This window comes from Heyndrickxia oleronia (assembly GCF_017809215.1).
Taxonomy (GTDB): Bacteria; Bacillota; Bacilli; order Bacillales; family Bacillaceae_C; genus Heyndrickxia; species Heyndrickxia oleronia.
The window spans coordinates 1,565,029-1,585,495 of sequence record NZ_CP065424.1; the positions used below are offsets into that span (position 1 = coordinate 1,565,029).

The 20,467-nt window shown below is 34.1% G+C and carries 18 protein-coding genes; 13 read left to right on the forward strand and 5 right to left on the reverse strand.

From position 1 onward, the window contains the following. Positions 1-23 precede the first annotated feature (23 nt). Entirely contained in the window at positions 24-1,886 is a 1,863-nt protein-coding gene (locus I5818_RS07860; RefSeq protein ID WP_235849823.1) for an LTA synthase family protein, read from the reverse strand. Between the two features lie 153 nt (positions 1,887-2,039). Here I5818_RS07860 and I5818_RS07865 point away from each other — a divergent pair, with 153 nt between their 5' ends. Then, complete coding sequence (locus I5818_RS07865) at positions 2,040-2,351, forward strand: PepSY domain-containing protein (protein WP_071976925.1); 312 nt, start codon at positions 2,040-2,042, stop codon at positions 2,349-2,351. 101 nt (positions 2,352-2,452) lie between these two features. On the opposite strand, the gene I5818_RS07870 is transcribed toward I5818_RS07865, so the two are convergent. After that, positions 2,453-3,292, reverse strand: a complete 840-nt coding sequence (locus I5818_RS07870) for a YtnP family quorum-quenching lactonase (RefSeq protein WP_078111174.1) — start codon at positions 3,290-3,292, stop codon at positions 2,453-2,455. Positions 3,293-3,630: 338 nt separating this feature from the next. Here I5818_RS07870 and I5818_RS07875 point away from each other — a divergent pair, with 338 nt between their 5' ends. From I5818_RS07875 to I5818_RS07895, 5 genes are all read left to right on the forward strand, one after another. Further along, positions 3,631-4,701: a M42 family metallopeptidase gene (locus tag I5818_RS07875; protein ID WP_058005598.1), complete on the forward strand. Its 1,071-nt coding sequence runs from the start codon at positions 3,631-3,633 to the stop codon at positions 4,699-4,701. 55 nt (positions 4,702-4,756) lie between these two features. Then, the gene (locus I5818_RS07880; RefSeq protein ID WP_071976927.1) at positions 4,757-5,272 is read left to right on the forward strand and encodes a DUF84 family protein; all 516 of its coding nucleotides are present in this window, start codon (positions 4,757-4,759) and stop codon (positions 5,270-5,272) included. 106 nt (positions 5,273-5,378) lie between these two features. Further along, positions 5,379-5,882, forward strand: coding sequence for a hypothetical protein (locus tag I5818_RS07885; RefSeq protein WP_071976928.1), 504 nt, complete (start codon positions 5,379-5,381; stop codon positions 5,880-5,882). Positions 5,883-5,898: 16 nt separating this feature from the next. Further along, positions 5,899-6,210 (forward strand): thioredoxin family protein, encoded by a 312-nt coding sequence (locus I5818_RS07890; RefSeq protein WP_071976929.1) that lies wholly within the window; start codon positions 5,899-5,901, stop codon positions 6,208-6,210. An 89-nt stretch (positions 6,211-6,299) separates the two neighbouring features. Beyond that, positions 6,300-7,094 (forward strand): DUF1444 domain-containing protein, encoded by a 795-nt coding sequence (locus tag I5818_RS07895; protein ID WP_071977014.1) that lies wholly within the window; start codon positions 6,300-6,302, stop codon positions 7,092-7,094. A gap of 50 nt (positions 7,095-7,144) precedes the next feature. Here I5818_RS07895 and I5818_RS07900 read toward each other — a convergent pair whose 3' ends face one another. Continuing rightward, the gene (locus tag I5818_RS07900; protein ID WP_244975367.1) at positions 7,145-7,795 is read right to left on the reverse strand and encodes a YhcN/YlaJ family sporulation lipoprotein; all 651 of its coding nucleotides are present in this window, start codon (positions 7,793-7,795) and stop codon (positions 7,145-7,147) included. A 245-nt stretch (positions 7,796-8,040) separates the two neighbouring features. Here I5818_RS07900 and I5818_RS07905 point away from each other — a divergent pair, with 245 nt between their 5' ends. Further along, positions 8,041-10,875: a DNA translocase FtsK gene (locus tag I5818_RS07905; protein ID WP_244975368.1), complete on the forward strand. Its 2,835-nt coding sequence runs from the start codon at positions 8,041-8,043 to the stop codon at positions 10,873-10,875. Between the two features lie 229 nt (positions 10,876-11,104). Then, entirely contained in the window at positions 11,105-12,409 is a 1,305-nt protein-coding gene (gene murC / locus I5818_RS07910; protein WP_078109098.1) for a UDP-N-acetylmuramate--L-alanine ligase, read from the forward strand. An 87-nt stretch (positions 12,410-12,496) separates the two neighbouring features. Here murC and I5818_RS07915 read toward each other — a convergent pair whose 3' ends face one another. Beyond that, positions 12,497-13,612: an aminopeptidase gene (locus I5818_RS07915; RefSeq protein WP_078109097.1), complete on the reverse strand. Its 1,116-nt coding sequence runs from the start codon at positions 13,610-13,612 to the stop codon at positions 12,497-12,499. Between the two features lie 216 nt (positions 13,613-13,828). On the opposite strand from I5818_RS07915, the gene I5818_RS07920 reads away from it, so the two are divergent. Together I5818_RS07920 and I5818_RS07925 are read left to right on the forward strand one after the other, a co-directional pair. Further along, positions 13,829-14,320, forward strand: a complete 492-nt coding sequence (locus I5818_RS07920; protein ID WP_078109096.1) for a DUF948 domain-containing protein — start codon at positions 13,829-13,831, stop codon at positions 14,318-14,320. 22 nt (positions 14,321-14,342) lie between these two features. Then, entirely contained in the window at positions 14,343-14,708 is a 366-nt protein-coding gene (locus I5818_RS07925) for a YtxH domain-containing protein (RefSeq protein ID WP_078109095.1), read from the forward strand. Between the two features lie 32 nt (positions 14,709-14,740). Here the strand turns inward: I5818_RS07925 and I5818_RS07930 are convergent, their stop codons facing one another. Next, complete coding sequence (locus tag I5818_RS07930; protein ID WP_209391887.1) at positions 14,741-16,930, reverse strand: cell division protein FtsA; 2,190 nt, start codon at positions 16,928-16,930, stop codon at positions 14,741-14,743. Between the two features lie 494 nt (positions 16,931-17,424). Here I5818_RS07930 and I5818_RS07935 point away from each other — a divergent pair, with 494 nt between their 5' ends. The 3 genes from I5818_RS07935 to lepB all read left to right on the forward strand — a co-directional run bounded on the left by I5818_RS07935 (position 17,425) and on the right by lepB (position 20,467). Next, the gene (locus I5818_RS07935; RefSeq protein WP_078110484.1) at positions 17,425-18,501 is read left to right on the forward strand and encodes a bifunctional 3-deoxy-7-phosphoheptulonate synthase/chorismate mutase; all 1,077 of its coding nucleotides are present in this window, start codon (positions 17,425-17,427) and stop codon (positions 18,499-18,501) included. Between the two features lie 251 nt (positions 18,502-18,752). After that, a complete protein-coding gene (ccpA, locus tag I5818_RS07940) occupies positions 18,753-19,751 on the forward strand; it encodes a catabolite control protein A (protein ID WP_071976938.1) in 999 nt (332 codons plus the stop codon). Positions 19,752-19,918: 167 nt separating this feature from the next. Further along, positions 19,919-20,467, forward strand: a complete 549-nt coding sequence (gene lepB, locus I5818_RS07945) for a signal peptidase I (RefSeq protein ID WP_058005585.1) — start codon at positions 19,919-19,921, stop codon at positions 20,465-20,467.

A 20,467-nucleotide genomic window follows, 5' to 3' on the forward strand; every position in this document is an offset into this window, starting at 1 on the left:
ATCATAGGGTTGCCGCCTTTTTATTATTCTGCCATTTTTTCATCATTGAATCGTAATAAATCACCGAATATCACATTATCTGAGAAGTTTAATTCATTTTGAACTCGATCAAAATAAGGTGTACATTTGCTCATTTTCACTTTAACGCCTGTTAATTTATTGTAACAAGCATTTTCTGTAAAGGTGTATTTTTTCGTTACAAAACTACCATCCCTAAATACAACAAGATCCTTCGGCTTTTTAGAAATTAAACTATGACCAAAATCAATCACAGGCTTCTCAGGGTGAATACCAAGTAGATCAAGTATCGTTTGTCTAATGTCTGTTTGACCTCCAATGGTCTTAATGATTTTTCCCTTTTCTCCCGGAATATGAATAATAAAAGGCACTTTTTGAAGATCGATTTGTTCATTAGGTGTAATTTCTTTATCTAATACTTGTTCAAGTTCTTTATGGTAGCTTTTTGATATACCGTAATGATCACCGTATAAAATGATGATGGAGTTATCATATAACCCATTTTTTTTCAATAGTGTAAAGAAACGTTTAATTGCTTCATCCTCATAGCGAACTGTACGGAAATAACGATGAACTAAATCAGGATTTTCTTCGTCATCTTTAAGAAATTGATCTTCCGGTTCTAATAAAAACGGGAAGTGATTGGTTAATGTTAAGAACTTTGCATAAAAGGGCTGTGGCAAATCTTTTAAATAGGGTATGGATTGCTCAAAAAATGGAATATCTTTTAAACCGTAGTTCACACTATTTTCCTCAGAAACATGATAATATTTCTTCGAAAAAAATTGATCATATCCCATCGTTTCATACATATTTTCACGATTCCAAAAAGTTTCATCATTACTGTGAAAAACGGCACTATAATACCCATCTTCTTTTAAAATTTCTGGTAATGCATAGAAATCATTCCTTGGCCTTCTGACAAAAACAGAACCGCCAGATAATGGGTAGAGCCCGTTATCTATCATAAATTCAGCATCAGATGTTTTCCCCTGGGCAGTTTGATGATAGAAGTTAGGGAAATACAAGCTATCTTTTAAAATTAAATTGAGAAACGGCGTAATTTCCTCGCCGTTAATTTTACGATTAATGACTAATTGCTGTGTTGATTCGAGAGAGATTAATATGACATTTTTCCCCTTTGCCAATCCGCTCATTGAGGACGGGGGTGCGTTTGAATTTAATTTATTTATATACTTAGTCACATCATCAACATCGGTACTATCTGCAAACGCACGCTGGACAGACATTTTAGAATTGAATAGGATATCGTAGATATGGTAATTAAAACTCCCCAGCGTTTTGACTAGGTTTTCTCTGTCATATGATTTTTTAAAAAGCTGTGGATTCTCAATGAAACCACTTAAAATGACAAGAATGATAAGTGCAATACTACTACATATCATTGATGTTCTTTTAATTATGGTTAGCGGTAAACCTTTATCTACTCGTTTCACGAGTAACCAGGCTAAAATCGCAATATCAATAAATAGCAAAGGGTCGGTCCAATTAATGAGTTCTAATGTACTTTGACTTAATCCGCCTACATTTTGAAATTGAAATAAAACAGGAACAGTAATAAAATCAATATAAAAACGATAATATAAAATATTTCCATATAAAAGACCAGTTAGTAATATGTATAAAACCATAAAAGCTGTTTTTCTAACTTTTTTTGGAAAAAACAAACTAATCCCTAAAAATAATCCAATTGATCCAAGTGGATTCACTAATATTAGGAATGTTTCAAGAAATGTACTCGTTCTTAGGTCAAATTCAAAGAAGTATATCACAAGTGTCTTTAGCCATAATACTATAACGGCTAGTATATAGAAGGAAAAACTATTTAGTTTTTTCATGCCATTCATCCTCTCTATCTCCATTTTAAAAAAAGTAAGATACCTTTTACAAGCAAAATTGAATTTATTTTACATAGTTATTTCTGTATCATTAAAGGTTTAAAAATATATCATGGATAATTTTGAATATGATAAACTATAGGGAAATAGGAGGTATGATGCATGAATTTGAAATCTTTTGTTACTGGTATAGCAATTGGTGCGGTAAGCGGTTACTTAGTTAATGAGGTAGTTAAAAGTAAAACCTTTATTTCTAGTGATACAGTATTGTCAAATGTAAAAAAAGCATTTAAAGAATCAACAGATGTAGAGGGTTCTTGGATTCAGCAAATGAAGGAAGATTATGAGAAGTTTCCTATTAAAGCAAAAATTTATCGTGGCGGGGTTACCTGTCGTATAAATGATAAAAGGATGCAATATGAATTTATTGCTGATGCCTATACAGGTACTGTATTGGATGTTTATCCAATATAATCTACATAATAAAAGAATGAGTGCACCGTTATATTACGAATGATAGTGCACTCTTTGATATAGGAAATTAATGTAAGATGCTTTTGGGTCAAAATGAAACTTTATTTCCGTTTTATCTCGTCGATGATATTTCCGTCTTGATCCCATTTTAATGCTCGGTAGTAGGCATCATGATAGAAAATAAACCATGACTGATTCTCGATTGCATACGGAATATATTTTTCCTTTGCAAAAATCGATGTCATCGGATAGTCATCATAGGCTAGGACCCATAAAGAATTACGGTGGGCATGTGTCGGCATTAAATCGGCCATATGAATTAGTTTTTGACCATTACTTTCAATTTCAATGATAGAATGTCCGTCACTATGTCCGCCAGTATGAATCATTTTAATACACTCTTCAATAACCACTTGATTTTCAAATGTGTATATTTGGTTTTGTATAGGTTCCCAATTTTCTGACCAATATGTATTTTTCGACCGAATGTTTGGATTCCTCATCTCTTCCCATTCAACTTTGGAGGTATAAATTTTTGCATTAGGGAAAACAGAAACTAATTGATGATCTTCCCATCTTGTTAATCCACTAGCATGGTCAAAATGAAGATGTGTCATACAGATAATATCAATATCCTTTGGTGATAATCCAATTTCGGCTAATGATTCATCTAGTTTCGATTCCTCAACCACTCCATAATTTCTTTTTTGTTTGTCAGTTAACTTTCCCTTTCCAATCCCAGTTTCTATTAGAATATTCTTGTTATTAATCTGTAGTAGCATTGGATCAGTTCTTAATTCAATTTGATTTTTTTCATTGACAGGATATTTTTTTGACCAAAGCGGTTTAGGCACAACACCGAACATTGCCCCTCCGTCTAAAAATGTTACCCCTCCATCTAACCAGTAAATACTTATTTCACCAATTGATAATTTCTCCATCTTTATCCCTCCTCATTCCTTATTGTATCATGTTGAATAATCTATTAGGAAAATTAAGATTAAAGAATGAATTGATATCAAAAGGCTGTTTTTCGTATAGTTTTTGCTTTTGTCAAAGCCTAATAGCCTCCCTTTTTACAGCGAATAAAGGATTTTTAGAGGGTCATTGGTGTTCAATGAGAGGTGTATCAAACTAATATATAGTAGTTAAAGCATACTTAAGCATGTATGAGAAAAGAGCCAATCAAAAAAGAATGACAAAACAGAAAACTAGAAAGCAGTATGAAAGTTCTGTAAAATAGAAGGGTACATAATAAATAGAAATTGAGGGATATTCGATGGAACAAGAAACTTTACAGTTGTTTAAAACATTAACAGAATTGCCCGGTGCACCAGGCAATGAGCATGCAGTTAGAGCTTTTATGAGAACGGAGCTTGAAAAATATGCGGATGAAGTAGTTCAGGATCGTTTAGGCGGAATTTTTGGGATAAAACGTGGTAAGGAAGAAGGACCAACAATTATGGTAGCTGGCCATATGGATGAAGTTGGATTTATGGTGACTTCTATCACTGATAATGGAATGCTTCGTTTTCAAACACTCGGTGGCTGGTGGAGTCAGGTATTATTAGCTCAGCGAGTGGAAATTATAACAGATAATGGTCCTGTAATTGGAGTAATTGGTTCAATTCCTCCACATTTATTAGATGACAGTAAAAGAAATAAACCAATGGATATTAAAAATATGTTAATTGATATTGGTGCTGATAATCGTGAGGATGCCATTCGCATCGGAATTAAGCCTGGTCAGCAAATTGTTCCTATTTGTCCTTTTACACCTATGGCTAATGAGAAAAAAATATTAGCTAAAGCATGGGATAATCGATACGGCTGTGGTTTATCCATTGAATTATTAAAAGAGCTTCAAGGAAAAGATATTCCTAATATTCTTTACTCAGGAGCAAATGTGCAAGAGGAAGTCGGCCTTCGTGGGGCTCAAGCCGCAGCTAATATGATTAAGCCTGATTTGTTCTTTGCCTTAGATGCTAGCCCTGCAAACGATATGACCGGGGATAAAAATGAATTTGGCCAACTTGGTAAAGGAGCATTGCTTCGTATCATGGACCGTTCGATGATTACTCATAAAGGTATGAGAGAGCTGATTTTAGATACAGCTGAAAGTAATAATATTCCATACCAATATTTTGTATCTCAAGGTGGAACGGATGCTGGACGTGTCCATACTTCAAATGAAGGTGTACCAAGTGCTGTCGTTGGAATCTGTTCTCGATATATTCATACACATGCATCTATTATCCACGTTGATGATTATGCAGCAGCAAAGGCTTTATTAGTCAAACTTGTTCAATTATGTGACCAATCCACAGTTAATACGATATTAAATAATTAAAAAAGGGGGCTATTGCCTCTTTTTTTATGGAAATTAATAAATTAGGAGTGAAAGCATGAAAATCGCTATTGGATCTGTAAATCCTGCAAAAGTTAAGGCAGTAGAAGAAGCATGTAAAGAACAAGATATCGATGTAATCATTACCCCAATGTCAGTTCCTTCAGGAGTAAGTAATCAGCCTTTTTCTGATGAAGAAACGATACAAGGTGCGGTCAATCGTGCGACAAATTGTTTATTAGAGGAAAACATAGAAATTGGAATAGGTTTAGAGGGGGGAGTTGTAGAAACTCCTTTTGGTCTATTCGTATGTAATTGGGGAGCTCTTGTAGTAAAGGGGGAGTCACCAATTATTGCGGGTGGGGCTAGAATTCGATTACCAGAAGATGTGGCAGAACGTTTAAGGAAAGGGGAGGAATTAGGCCCTGTAATGGAGGATGTATCAAAAGTAAGAAATGTTAGTAAAAAAGAAGGGGCTATTGGAATATTCACAAATAATGTAATAACAAGGGATGAGATGTTTACTCATGTAATGAAAATATTAATTGGGCAATTTCAATTTAGAAAGAAGTAAAAAAATGATGAACTCCTATTGGGAATTTTGCGAAAAGTTCTTGTCAACATTTGTCTATTTTCGTTAGAATAGGTAAAGAGCCTCATATGTTTAGGAGGAAGTAAATTTGCGAAAATGGATAAGTGGGGTCGTTTTCATTTGTCTCATGATGGTCATATCAGGTTGCAGTCATTCATTAAAGGATGAAAACGACGATGCTATTAAAAATGTTGAGGAAGCATTTAATCATAAAAGCGAAAAAATTACCGATGGATCAAATAATGTGAAGTTTTATTTACCATTTGGTATGTCTATTAAAGATGAATCCCCTAACAATGTTATTATTAAAGGAAAAAATGATTATATATTATTTTATAATCAGAATGAGAAAGAAGACAGTAAAATTGTATATCAAATGTCTAAACCTGAAAAAAATTTAGTTGTTGACCATACCTTTAAAAATAAAAAACAATTTGGGTACTTAATTGTATCTAAGGTAGAGAAAGATATGTATGAAGTGACTGTCGGCATTGGAGGTATTAAGATGACCACCGAGTCAAAAGAGAAGAATATTTCGGCCAATGCGAGTAAAATGATGAGAGTAGTTAAATCAGTTCAATACAAAAAATAATATTAGGAGGATGGAAATGAAAAAATTAACATCAATGGAAGAATTCGAAACATTGAAGGATAGTGGGAAGACAGTTTTTATGTTTTCGGCTGATTGGTGTCCTGATTGCCGCTTTATCGATCCGTTTTTACCAGAAATAGAGGCTGATTTTACAGAGTATACTTTTGTATATGTAGACCGAGATGAATTCATTGATCTATGTTCTGATTTAGATATTTTCGGGATTCCAAGTTTTATTGTTTTTAAAGAAGGCAATGAACTAGGGCGTTTTGTAAGTAAAGATCGTAAAACAAAAGAGGAAATTGAAAACTTTTTAAAAGGGCTTTAATGATTCGACTCCTTCATCTTTGAGATGAGGGAGTTTTTCATGTAGAATGAGTAAAGCAATCAATCAAAGGTGGGAAAATAATCATGAAAATGGATACAATCAAAATGAAAAAGGAGCTTCAAAAACGGTTAGAGCATGATAACCGAAGCATTATTTATAATCGTGAGAAAGAAACTTTAAGAATTGAAAATAAACAAACAGGTAAAGGAATTACTGTATCATTGTCCAATGCAGTATCGAAATGGCATGAAAAAAAGGAAAAAGCAGTCGATGAAATTGTTTATTATGTAGAGGAAGCATTAAATGTAATGGGGACGGAACAAAAAATGGGTGGTAAGGAAAGTAGGATTTTTCCTGTGATTCGGTCTACCTCATTTCCTAAAGAAACATCAGAAGGGGTTTCCTTTTTTACAGAAGATCATACAGCTGAGACAAGAATATATTATGCACTAGATTTAGGGAATACCTATCGTTTGATTGATGATGAAATGCTAAGGAAAGAAAAGTGGGATAGAGAAGAAATTAAAGAAATGGCACGATTTAATGTGCGGTCATTAAGTACGTTAACTAAGCAGGACACTGTAGCAGATAATATCTTTTATTTTTTAAATACGAATGACGGATATGATGCAAGTAGGATATTAAATGATAAATTTCTAAAAGAAATGTCAGAAAAAATCACTGGTGATATGACTGTGTCTGTCCCACATCAGGATGTTCTTATTATCGGGGATATTCGAAATGAAACAGGATATGATGTATTAGCACAAATGACGATGAGCTTCTTTACCAATGGCCATGTCCCGATCACTGCATTATCTTTTATTTATGATGATGGTGAACTTGAACCAATTTTTATTATGGGAAAAAACAGGAAAAAATAAGAGGGGATTGAGTTCCCTCTTATTTTAATGATAAAAAGTGTATATCAAAATTAACGAGCATTAGGGAAAATACGTTGGACAGTTTCATTAAATTGATCGAATAAGCCGCTAATTGGATTTCCATTTCTGATATCGTTAGCATAATCATTCATTCGATCATAGAAATCAGGGTTAACGGAAACATAAACATTGTCGATATCCTTATCTGCTTTGCGAACTTCTTTTGCAATTTTATCCTCAAAAGTTTTGTTTAATTCATTTCGCGAACGATCAGTTAGCATAACTGCCACGTATGCATTATTGTCAGTAACAATGACATTTGCACGGCTAACTTCTTTCAATTTGGCTACACGATCTGCAGCCTCATCCGCTACTCTCATTTTATTATTTACCTGTCCATTGTTATTTCCAATACCGTTATTATCATTATTTGTGCCTAAACCATTGTTGTTAGTATTATTTGTGCCTAAACCATTGTTATTATTCGTACCTAAGCCATTGTTCATATTGTTGTTATTGTTTCCTAAATCATTGTCATAATTAACATTTCTAGGATTCATATTACGATCATCATTATTATATCTTACTGGATTAACATTATTTCTATTTGCAACGTTTTTATCATTATTATTTGTTCCACATCCAGCTAAAAGCCCTGATATTAAACCAACACAAAGCAAGGTTTTTGTCAATTTCATCATTGTTGCCTCCTTTTTTTTATTCATTAACTAATTTTCCATGCAAAAATTTTTTTATGCTCTAATTAAAAAAAAATTAAATTTACATTTCGTTTTTTTTAAAATGGTAAAATCTCTCGATATTTTTCTTTTTACTTGTATAATGAAAAAGAGCAAGTTTTTCGACATGACTGTGTTTTTAATGATCTTAGAACAGTCTGTTGTAAAAAAAGGACTATTTTGTAGTATAAAAAGAAAGAGTGAGTAATTTGGGCTGGTTTAGAAAAATATTAAATATATTTACCGTTGAGGTTGAAGATACAATTGAACCACAGGAAAATACATTAATTGAAAAAAAACAAAATGAACCATATAGAACGATGGAAACTCGTATGAAATATCAATATCCAAAGGGGAATTTTCGCTTTCCTGCCATTCCCGATGAAAAAAGAACGAGGAATAGTAATAGGTCGATTTCAAAGAGGGAGGAGCCAGTTAAACAAAAAGTTAAACAACCAATAGAATTGGAAAAAGAAAGAGTATACATACAAAAAAGCGCTAGAAAAATAGAACCAAAAAATAGACAACCTTTTCGTCCAACAGAAATTCCTTCACCTGTTTATGGATTTTCACGTCCAAAACAAGCGAAAAAAGAAGAAGAAATATGTGAATATGAATTAACTTCAATGAATGATCTCCAACTCAAAAAGATGGAAGGGATCCGAAAGGAAATAGAGCAGCCGAGAGAAGCAGTACAGCAAATGGCAGAAGAGCAGCCGAGAGTACGAGTACAGCAAATGAAAGAAATGCAGCAAAGAGTACCAGTACAGCAAGCGGTGGAAGAGCAGCCGAGAGTACGAGTACAGCAAGTGGCAGAAGAGCAGCCGAGAGAAGCAGTACAGCAAATGGCAGAAGAGCAGCCGAAAGTACGAGTACAGCAAACGGCAGAAGAGCAGCAGCTGAGAGAAGCAGTACAGCAAACGGAAGAAATGCAGCAAAGAGAAGCAGTACAGCAAACGGAAGAAATGCAGCAAAGAGAAGCAGTACAGCAAACGGAAGAAATGCAGCCGAGAGAAGCAGTACAGCAAATGGCAGAAGTGCAGCAGCCGAGAGAAGCAGTACAGCAAATGGTAGAAGAGCAACCGAGAATACCAGTGCAGCAAACAGAAGAAGAAATGCGGACACTACCTATACAGAAAACCAAAGAAGAAAATGAGGCATTTCCTACATTGATGTTCAATGAAGCAGAGCTGCAAGAAGTACCTTCAATGAATGTGGAGCAAGAGACACAAGAAATACAACCATTAATGAAAGCGGAAGAAAACAATCCAACATTCCAAAGTGAGGAAAAATTCATACAAGAATTTTCTGAAACTGTAGACGAAATAGCTGTAGGAGTCGAAAAAGACTTTCAAATAGATCGTAAACCATTATCTCAGAATTCTCCATCAAATGATGGAGATCTAGGATTTGAGGAAGGGGCAGCGATGATAGAAGCAGATGAAGCTTCCGACACTGTCGAGAAGCCAAATCGTTCTCATATACCATTTAATGTCCTTATGTTAAAGCAGGATCGACAGAAGTTAGAGAAAAAATTCAAAAAGGAGACTTCCGTAAAGATAGAACCTGAGTCAGTATTAACCATTAATCAGGAAAATGATTTGGATATGGAGCCTATACAGTCTTATATGTTCCCTTCCTTCCAATTATTGATTCCACCTGTTGAAAAATCATTAGATCATGATTGGATACAAGAGCAAAGTACCATTTTAAATGAGACTTTATTAAATTTTAATGTGAGAGCAAGGGTTGTAAATGTAAGTCAAGGACCGTCTGTAACCAGATTTGAAATACAACCTGAGCCAGGGGTAAAGGTAAATAAGATTACGAATTTAAGCGACGATATTAAGCTGAGTCTTGCAGCAAGAGATATTAGAATTGAGGCGCCTATTCCTGGTAAGCATGCAATTGGAATTGAAATTCCAAATGTTAGTAGTAGACCAGTGATGATCAGTGAAATTATTTCAAGTGAAGTTTTTAAAGAAAGTGATTCTCCTTTAACAGCAGCAATGGGGCTTGATATTTCGGGAAATCCAATTATAACCGATCTTAGAAAAATGCCACATGGTCTAATTGCCGGCGCTACTGGCTCAGGAAAAAGTGTTTGTATCAATTCAATCCTTGTGAGTTTGTTATATAAGGCAAAACCTAGTGAGTTAAAATTATTATTGATTGATCCAAAAATGGTGGAACTTGCACCCTATAATCATATTCCACATCTAGTTAGTCCTGTAATTACTGATGTGAAGGCAGCAACAGCAGCACTGAAATGGGCTGTTGAAGAAATGGAGAGAAGATACGAATTATTTGCTCATACAGGTGTTAGGGATATAAAAAAATACAATGAGGTAGCTGAACAAAACCGTCAGTTTAATCAGAAGCTTCCATACATTGTTATAGTTATTGATGAACTGGCAGACTTAATGATGATGTCTCCAGCTGATGTAGAAGAAGCTATTTGTAGAATCGCCCAAAAAGCGCGAGCATGCGGAATTCATCTAATCATTGCTACACAAAGACCGTCAGTTGATGTTATTACTGGATTGATTAAAGCAAATGTTCCAACGAGGATTGCTTTTTCGGTATCTTCACAAGTGGATTCTAGGACAATTATTGATGTTAGCGGTGCTGAGAAGCTGTTGGGAAGAGGAGATATGCTATTTTTAGAGAATGGATCCTCTAAACCTGCCCGAATACAGGGAACCTTTGTAACGGATGATGAGATAGATCGTATAGTAGCACATGTTCGAAATGAAGAAAAACCTAATTATTTATTTGAACAAGATGAATTATTAAAAAAGGCACAAATTGAAGATGAAGAAGATGAAATATTTTTTGAAGCATGTGAATTTGTTATTGAACAGGGCGGTGCATCTACATCATTATTACAAAGAAATTTTCGAATTGGCTATAATCGGGCTGCAAGGTTGATTGAAATGATGGAGCAACAAGGAATTATTTCTGAAGCAAAAGGAAGCAAACCAAGAGATGTTTTAATTTCTAGGGATGATTTAGAGGTTGCCTATGGCAATCAAATGAAATGAAAGGGCAGAGATTCTCTCTGCCCATTACTTTAAAATTTATAAAGCACAGTCCTTGAAAATATTCCTAAAATGAAGATGTCATACATAGCATAGTCATGGAATAGAAAAAGTGCTATAATATTTCAATATGAACATTTGATTATTGTCAATCGTTCATAAAACCAATTATAGCAAATGATATACGTATATCATATACTGTGTACATATAGACATTGTTGGAGGTTCTATTATGACTGTATACCATTTCGTAGGTATTAAAGGGTCCGGTATGAGTGCATTGGCACAAATACTACACGATATGGGTTATGAAGTGCAAGGATCAGATTATGAAAAATATTTCTTTACCCAAAAAGGCTTGGAGCAATCTGGAATTAAAATATTACCATTCCAGCGCGAAAATATTAAACCAGGCTTAACTGTTATTGCAGGAAATGCTTTTCCTGATACACATGAAGAAATCGAAGAAGCAGTAAAAGTTGGAGTACCAGTTATCCGTTACCATAAATTTTTAGGGGAATTTATGCAGAAGTTTACGAGTGTTGCTGTTACAGGCGCCCATGGGAAAACATCAACCACTGGGTTACTTGCTCATGCAATTTCTGGATCAAAGCCTACTTCTTATTTAATTGGGGATGGAACTGGGCATGGTGAAAAAGATGCAGAATACTTCGTTTTTGAAGCTTGTGAATATAGACGTCATTTTCTTTCATATTACCCAGACTACGCAATCATGACCAATATTGATTTCGATCATCCAGATTATTTTGCAAATATTGACGATGTGTTTTCTGCATTCCAAGAAATGGCAATGCATGTGAAGAAAGGAATTATCGCTTACGGCGATGATGAGCAACTTCAAAAAATCCAGGCTAAAGTTCCTGTTCTTTTCTATGGTTTTGCTGAAGAAAATGATTTTCAAGCAAGAAATATTGAAAAAAATTCTACGGGAACTAAATTTGATGTATTTGTTCGTAATAATTATTTTGCTACATTCGAAATACCAACTTTTGGCGACCATAATGTATTAAATGCTTTATCAGTCATCGCTTTATGTCATTATGAGCAAATATCAACAGAGAAAACTCAGGAATATTTAAAAACATTTAAAGGTGTAAAAAGAAGATTTACGGAAAAGCAAGTAGGCACACAAGTTATTGTCGATGATTATGCGCATCATCCTACAGAAATAAAAGCAACAATAGATTCAGCTAGACAAAAATATCCAAATAGAGAAATAGTTGTCGTATTCCAGCCGCATACTTTTACAAGAACACAAACATTTTTAACGGAATTTGCGCAAAGTCTTAGTGAGGCTGACCATGTTTTCTTATGTGAGATATTTGGTTCAGCAAGAGAAGTTCATGGTAAATTAACAGTAAATGATTTGAAGGACAAAATCGAAGGCGCACAAATACTTTTAGAAGAGGATACATCCCCACTACTTGAGCTAAAAGATAGTGTGATCTTATTTATGGGGGCAGGCGATATTCAAAAATATCAACGTGCCTATGAACAGCTTTTAGAAAAACAATAAAACAGGTTACCTATCATTTTTGATAGGGCCTGTTTTTTTGTTATTAGAAAATCGATTAATTTCTAATTATATGTGAAAGCTGTTTTTTTATTTTAAATTTTCTGGATTGAGACATTCTAATTCAGGTAAAACAAATAATCCATCTTTACGAATAAGCACGTCATCAAAATATATTTCTCCTCCACCATACTCTGGACGTTGAATAAGCACCATATCCCAGTGAATGTTAGAGTCATTACCATTAGGGGCTACATCATAGCATTGTCCAGGTGTAAAATGAATACTTCCCGCAATTTTTTCATCAAATAATATATCTTGCATAGGATGCAGAATATATGGATTGACGCCTATTGCAAATTCACCGACATAGCGAGCGCCTTCATCTGTATCAAAAATCTTATTGATTCTTTCTGTATCATTAGATGTTGCTTCGATAATTTTCCCATCTTTAAACGTTAATTTTACATTTTCAAAAGTAAAGCCTTGATATGGAGAAGGTGTGTTGTATGTAAGAGTCCCATTAACTGAATTACGCACAGGTGCTGTATACACTTCACCATCTGGAATATTAAGACGTCCAGCACATTTAATAGCAGGAATATCTTTGATTGAGAAAGTTAGGTCAGTTCCAGGACTTATAAGGCGAACCTTATCTGTTTTATTCATTAACTCCACTAAAGAATCCATCGCTTTGTCCATTTTACTATAATCAAGGTTACATACATTGAAGTAAAAATCTTCAAAGGCTTCTGTGCTCATTTTTGCTAATTGAGCCATTGCTGAATTAGGGTAACGAAGAACAACCCATTTAGTTTTCGGAACACGAATTTCTCGATGAACTTTTTTGCCGACAGTATTCCCTTGTATTTTCATTTTTTCATCGGGTACATCTGCATGTTCATTAATGTTATCACCAGATCTTAGGCCAATATATGCATCCATTTTTTTCATAACTTCTGCTTCGAAATCAGCCATCATATCAAATTGTTCTTCTTTAGCACCCATTAATAGTGCACGATCTACTTGGTGATCCTTAATTGAGACAAAAGGATACCCACCTGCGGCATATGCTTCCTTTACTAATGCGACTACAAGTTCTTTTTGTAGACCAAAGTTTTCAATCAGAACTTTTTCCCCTGGTTGCAATTGCACAGAATAGTTAATTAAATTTTTTGCTAGTTGTTCTACTCTCGGATCTTTCATCTTTTTTCCTCCATAAACAATATTTCATACTTTTTCATTGTACTCCTATTTATCCAATAGTTGAATAAAGAAAATTAGCCCTTTACTAGTAAAAATATTTGGCGAAGATAGCAGAATATGAGAAAATAAAGGAGGAATTTATGTCTGAAAAAGAAGATGGTTGTTTACAAAAGAAAAGAAAGGGTACTGTGTATTATACAAGGGAGGTCAACTAACATGATTGTAATTCTTTATTTAAGTGTCGCCTTGATTGCAATTGCTTTTTTGGTTTTAGTCATATTTGTATCAAAAACATTAAATTCAGTAAAAGACGCAGTTAATCAAATGACAAAAACAATGGATGGTTTGGAAGGACAGTTACAAGGAATAACAAGCGAAACAACAATGCTATTACATAAGACAAATGCACTTGCAGAAGATATTCAGCATAAAGCTGAAAAGTTAAATACAGTAGTATATGCTGTTGAAGAAGTTGGGACAACCATTAAATCTCTAAATGCATCTGTTCGAAAGGTAACGAATAATGTTTCAAATCAACTAGAACAAAATCAAGATAAAATAAGTCAGGCAATACAATGGGGTAATGTATTAAAAGAAATAAAAGATAAATGGGTACAAAAAAAAGAAAAAAGAAAAACAGAGCAATTAGTGAAACATGCGATTGAAGATGAATCCCATCTGCGTGAAGTAAAAAGATCAAGAGGGTAGAAATAATAAGGAGGAATCAAAAATGGCAAATAATGAAGTAAAACATTTGGATGAACCAAAACATTTAAATACGAAGGATTTTGTAATAGGAGCTATCATTGGTGGTGTAGTAGGAGCTGCAACTGCTTTGTTCCTAGCTCCCAAATCAGGGAAAGACTTAAGAAATGATGTAAGCGGGCAATTTATTTCATTAAAAGACAAGACGGATGATCTCCGTGTAGCTGTGACTCAAAAAGGAAATGATTTAGCTGCTGCAACAAAAGAAAAAACGATTCAATTGAAGGATAAAGCTGTTGATGCAGGGAATAAGTTGAAGGAAACGGTAAAGGAACAAAAAGAAAAAATGCTCAAAAACGATGAAGTAGAGACAGAGGAAGAATTTATTTAAACTGTTTATAAAACACACTATCTAGATTATTATTAGATAGTGTGTTTTTGGTTTAGTCTCTTTTGTTTTTTAGGTTCAGTTGGCCAAATAATTTCCAATTGATCACCTTCTCTTATTGGATCATAGAAGGTGGTTTGTTCTTTGTTTTTAAGTAATTGAAAATTACCATTACTATGCTTTGGCATATTCACTTCTATGAATTTAAAAATATCTTGAAAAATAAATTCTTCGATTTTATGAGACTTTAATTCTATCATATCTCCGTAATGGATAATTTCATCTTTGGTCAGTATTTTCCCTGAACGAATCACTTCAGTAAGTGGTTTATGAATCTTTATATGTTGTCCATTGAAAGTAATATTAATATGATAATTTAAACGAAGATTCTTTAACTTTGCAAGGTTATTTACCGTCAAAGGACTTTTCTTTTTGATACTTATCTGATCATTATTTTGAAAACCTTGTGTTAGTTTAACCTCTTGATCATTTAACAATAGTCTATGAGACTGAGAAGGTAAAAAAGTTTCTTTACCATCAATATTGATTCGAAATGGTTTTAGTTCTTGAAGGTAATCAAATAGATTTAAGGAAAGAAATAATTCCTCTATGTTTTTAGGAAAATAAATCTCTAGAGAATCGCGGTCTTCGAGAAGATCATTTTCTGAAGCCGATTCGCCATTCCTTTTTATTATCATTGATACATTATATGACCTTCCATTAATATAGACCTTTTTAGTTGGAATATCGTCAAGAAATTCTTTAATTTTCACCACTGCATGGGCACCGTCTTTTCCTTTAATGATAGAAATTTCATCACCATTATTAATTGGGTGATCAAGACTTGCTTCTACCCCATTTTTCATGATAACCGGCGGTTTACCATGCTCCCCTGGAACGGTAATTTGTCTTTCATTAACAGTTATCATCTTTGCCATTCCGGGTTTTCCATGTAATTGACTTAATTTCATTCCAGAACCTAAAATACAATCTCCAACCGTTAGCTTCTTTACTTCAAACAATCTTACAGGTTGGTCGTTTACGTAAGCTGTTACATAATGGACAGGTGTTTGTTTAGCCGCGATAGCAATACCAATCGGTGTAATTAATTCAGGGCCTTTTGGGATTTGATCTGAAAGAACTAAGCTTTGAATGGCATCTGTTCCTCTTATCGCTACACGATTTTCAGGTAATTGCAATTGTTTTGCAATTCTTTCTGTAATCTTTGGCGTTTGACTACCACCTCCCACTAACATCACTGCCTTTGGAGGCTTTCCATTATTTAATAAAAGAATTTCCTTAGAAATAGCACTGGCTAGCTTATCAATTGCTGGAGAAACTTGTTCGATAATATGTTCAGTTGTTACTTCCGTTTCAAACCCTAAAATATCTTGAATGATTATCGTATCTCTAGCTACTAACTGTCTTTTTGTTTCCTCTGCAATAGGAAAGTCCAGCAGTAATTGATCACTAATTGCTTCTGTAATTTCATCTCCTGCAATAGGAACCATTCCATATGCAGTTACTGTACCTAAATCAGTTAAGGCAATATCAGATGTGCCGGCACCAATATCAACAAGTGCAACATTTAATCGTCGCATAGATGAAGGGATTAGGACATTGATAGCTGCAATGGGCTCTAATGTTAATGCCTCTATTTCTAAATCTGACCGTTGTAAGGCAGAAATTAATGACTCAACAACTACCTTAGGTAGGAAAGTAGCGATTATTTCGACAGATGCTTCATTTCCTTGCTGGTCGATAAGATTTCCAATCTCCTCGCCATCTAACTGATAGTTAAACACCGAGTAACCAACACAGTAATAATAATGACTTTTTAAAGATGAATATTTTTCTGCTGCGATAGCTTGAGCTTTTTGAACAGCACTTAATTCTAGATGCAAAATATCCTCTTTTGTAATCATTGGTTTTCCTTTAATAGATATGGTTACATGAGCTTTTTCTGTTTTTAGAGCACGCCCTGCGGCAGCAACACAAACCTTAGTTAACTTTCCATGCTTTTTCTCTAATTGTTCCTTTACCTCTTTTATCACTTTTGAGACGGAAAGGACATCATGGATTTGTCCATCGAGCATGGCCCTTTCCTTATGTTCCTTTATAAAAATATCGGAAACATAGTATTGTTGATTGGCTTCCTCTAGGATAATTCCTACAACGGACCGTGTACCAATATCAAGTGCAAATATTTTGTTTTTTTCTTGCAAGAGATACACCTTCTTTTAATGAATATATGTGGCAATAAAGATCAATGAAAAAGTTTATAATTCCCCTGAAAAATACTTTAATGCTTAAAAGCGTTTAAGTATTAAAACTTTTATCGTGACATTTTATTAACAATAGATTATAATTAGTCCTAATATTAATAGGATCAGATTATATTTTTTCTTCCTTTTTTAAAATGTATCACAAAGGAGTATAAAATTAAACTGACTTGTCATTTCAAAGATTTATGGTGTGAACGTTATTGTAAAGAATTTTTTTTGCAAGGCTATTTTTGTATCGTTTGTTGCTTTTGAAAAAGCCCTTCAGCAGAGCTTTTACCTAATAAAGGATAAGTTGGTTCTTATGAAGTTTCAGCATTTTTCTTAAAAGTGGTTAAACATCTTAGTTCAAACCTTACTTAAATAGCAGCAATGCCTGGAAAGAGGCTATTACAAATGTTCAGATCATCACAATAATTTGGAGAGGATGGTACGTTTTGAGTAATCAAGAGCTTGATCAGTTACGTCAGCAGGTTGAAGATATTAATTTACAATTGTTAGCACTTATTAATGAAAGAGCAAAACTTGTTCAGGATATAGGGAAAGTTAAAGAAGCTAGTGGTGTTAATCGTTATGATCCGGTTCGAGAAAGAATGATGCTCAATGTAATTAAAGAACATAATAATGGACCATTCGAAGACAAGATTGTTGAACATCTTTTTAAAGAGATTTTTAAAGCTGGCTTAGATCTTCAACAGGAAAATCAGCAAAAAGCTCTTCTTGTTTCCCGAAAAAAGAAGCCTGAGGATACCATTATAGAAATTAAGGGCGAGATGATTGGTGATGGTAGACCACATTTTGTTTTTGGACCTTGTGCAGTTGAGTCTTATGAACAGGTTGCAGAAGTTGCAAAATCAGTCAAGGCTAAAGGGTTAACTTTATTACGTGGTGGGGCGTATAAACCACGAACTTCCCCTTATGATTTTCAAGGATTGGGCATTGAAGGATTGAAAATATTAAAACAAATAGCAGATGAATATGGCTTAGCCGTTATTAGTGAAATCGTTACGCCTAATGATATTGAAAAGGCAGTGGATTATTTAGATGTGATTCAAATTGGTGCACGTAACATGCAAAATTTTGAATTATTAAAAGCTGCTGGTTCAGTGAAAAAACCCGTTTTATTAAAAAGAGGTTTAGCAGCAACGATTGATGAGTTTATTAATGCAGCTGAATATATAATGTCACAAGGTAATGGTGAAATTATTCTTTGTGAACGTGGAATTAGAACTTATGAACGTGCAACACGAAATACATTAGATATTACAGCCGTTCCAATTTTGAAACAAGAAACCCATTTACCTGTATTTGTAGATGTTACTCATTCAACGGGAAGAAGAGATCTATTATTACCAGCAGCGAAAGCAGCATTAGCAATTGGTGCTGATGGGGTCATGGCTGAGGTACATCCTGATCCAGCAGTTGCTCTCTCTGATTCAGCCCAACAAATGGACTTAGATCAATTCGAACATTTTTATCGTGAATTACAACAATCGCAACCAGTAAGGGTATAATGACTGTAATAACCTTCTGAAACATTCAGAGGGTTTTTGCTTTTTCTAATTAATGTAGATAATGGATAAATACTTGTGTTTTCTATGTAAAAATCGTGTCAAATTAGTGTTATTCATTGCAGTTAGTAGTTGTCTGTCGTATGATTATATGAGTACATATTTTTTACTTTCTTTAATTTAAAGTGATTAGAAATGTGATGACTGATAAAAACTAACGATTATATATAGTAGTAATGGAGTGTGAATGTTTTATGAATATTACCATCTATGATGTAGCCCGTGAAGCGAATGTTTCAATGGCTACTGTATCTAGGGTAGTGAATGGGAATCCTAATGTGAAGCCAGCAACAAGAAAAAAGGTGAATGAAGTAATCGAAAGATTAGGCTATCGTCCCAATGCTGTTGCGCGTGGATTAGCCAGCAAGAAAACAACGACTGTAGGAGTAATTATTCCAGATATCTCTAATATTTTCTTCGCTGAATTAGCAAGGGGTATTGAGGATATCGCAACAATGTACAAATATAATATCATTTTAAGTAATTCAGATCAGAATAAAGACAAAGAGTTACATCTATTGAATACAATGCTTGGAAAGCAAGTTGACGGAATTGTATTTATGGGTGGTAATATTACTGAGGAGCATGTAGCAGAATTCGAACGTTCACCAGTGCCAATTGTTTTAGCTGGATCGATAGAGCCATTTAATAAAATACCTTCTGTAAATATTAATTATCGTCAAGCAACATATGATGTAGTAACGGAATTTATTGAAAAAGGACATAAGCATATTGCCTTTGTAGTAGGTCCATTACACAATCAAATTAATAAAGAACAAAAGCTTGAAGGATACAAAGAAGCACTTGAAAAAGCGGGAATTCCATTTAATGAGGAGTATGTAATTGAAGGAGACTACACCTATGATTCAGGAATTGAAGCATGGGAGAAGCTAAGTTCTCTTCCTGATCGACCTACTGCTGTTTTTGTAGGCAATGATGAAATGGCAATTGGTGTAATACATGGTGCACAAGATAATGGATTGCAAATTCCTAATGATGTAGAAGTGATTACATCTGATAATACACGTTTGGCATTAATGGTTCGTCCACAGCTTACCTCTGTCGTCCAGCCATTATATGATATTGGTGCGGTGGCCATGCGTCTGTTGACTAAATATATGAATAAAGAAAAGGTATCCGAAAATATTGTAATACTACCTCATAGAATTGAACATAGAAGTTCAACAAAATAAATAATAAATGCCTTTTGATTATTATCGGAAGGCATATATTATTTCAGACATAGTAGAAAAATATTAGCAGCTTTTTCTATTGTGAATTGATACCTCTATTTATTTCTGATACTCTTTATATAGTAAGGTAAGAGTTTCGTTATGAAGTCAAAAGGATGTGACAGAGTTTGAAAGAGAAAAAGAAAAGTGAATTATTTTCATGGATAAAATCAATATTACTTGCGGTAGTGATTGTGCTTGTTTGTCGATATTTTGTTTTCACTCCATCTGTTGTTGTAGGAGAATCAATGATGCCTAATTTACAGGATGGAAACCGAATTATCGTAAGTAAGCTAAGTGATATTAAACGTTTTGATGAAATTGTCTTTCATGCACCAGATGCTGATGAACATTACGTAAAAAGAGTTATAGGTTTACCAGGTGACTCTATTGAAATGAAAGATGATGTTCTATATATAAATGGAAAAGCATACAAAGAACCTTATTTGAAAGAAAATCGTAAAGATCTACTACCTATGCAACAATTAACTGAAGACTTTACTTTAAAGGAAAAAACCGGTAAAAGTAAAGTTCCAAAGGGATATTTATTTGTTCTTGGGGATAATCGCTTAGTAAGTAAAGATAGCCGATATTTCGGTGTCATTCCAATGGATTCTGTCATAGGAAAGGTGAAAATTCGCTTTTGGCCATTAAATGAGTTTGATTATTTTAAATAA

Coding starts and splice junctions, on each gene's coding strand:
- I5818_RS07860 (WP_235849823.1), bottom strand. CDS start 1,886: ATGAATGGCATGAAAAAACTAAATAGTTTTTCCTTCTATATACTAGCC.
- I5818_RS07865 (WP_071976925.1), top strand. CDS start 2,040: ATGAATTTGAAATCTTTTGTTACTGGTATAGCAATTGGTGCGGTAAGC.
- I5818_RS07870 (WP_078111174.1), bottom strand. CDS start 3,292: ATGGAGAAATTATCAATTGGTGAAATAAGTATTTACTGGTTAGATGGA.
- I5818_RS07875 (WP_058005598.1), top strand. CDS start 3,631: ATGGAACAAGAAACTTTACAGTTGTTTAAAACATTAACAGAATTGCCC.
- I5818_RS07880 (WP_071976927.1), top strand. CDS start 4,757: ATGAAAATCGCTATTGGATCTGTAAATCCTGCAAAAGTTAAGGCAGTA.
- I5818_RS07890 (WP_071976929.1), top strand. CDS start 5,899: ATGAAAAAATTAACATCAATGGAAGAATTCGAAACATTGAAGGATAGT.
- I5818_RS07895 (WP_071977014.1), top strand. CDS start 6,300: ATGGATACAATCAAAATGAAAAAGGAGCTTCAAAAACGGTTAGAGCAT.
- I5818_RS07900 (WP_244975367.1), bottom strand. CDS start 7,795: ATGATGAAATTGACAAAAACCTTGCTTTGTGTTGGTTTAATATCAGGG.
- murC (WP_078109098.1), top strand. CDS start 11,105: ATGACTGTATACCATTTCGTAGGTATTAAAGGGTCCGGTATGAGTGCA.
- I5818_RS07915 (WP_078109097.1), bottom strand. CDS start 13,612: ATGAAAGATCCGAGAGTAGAACAACTAGCAAAAAATTTAATTAACTAT.
- I5818_RS07920 (WP_078109096.1), top strand. CDS start 13,829: ATGATTGTAATTCTTTATTTAAGTGTCGCCTTGATTGCAATTGCTTTT.
- I5818_RS07925 (WP_078109095.1), top strand. CDS start 14,343: ATGGCAAATAATGAAGTAAAACATTTGGATGAACCAAAACATTTAAAT.
- ccpA (WP_071976938.1), top strand. CDS start 18,753: ATGAATATTACCATCTATGATGTAGCCCGTGAAGCGAATGTTTCAATG.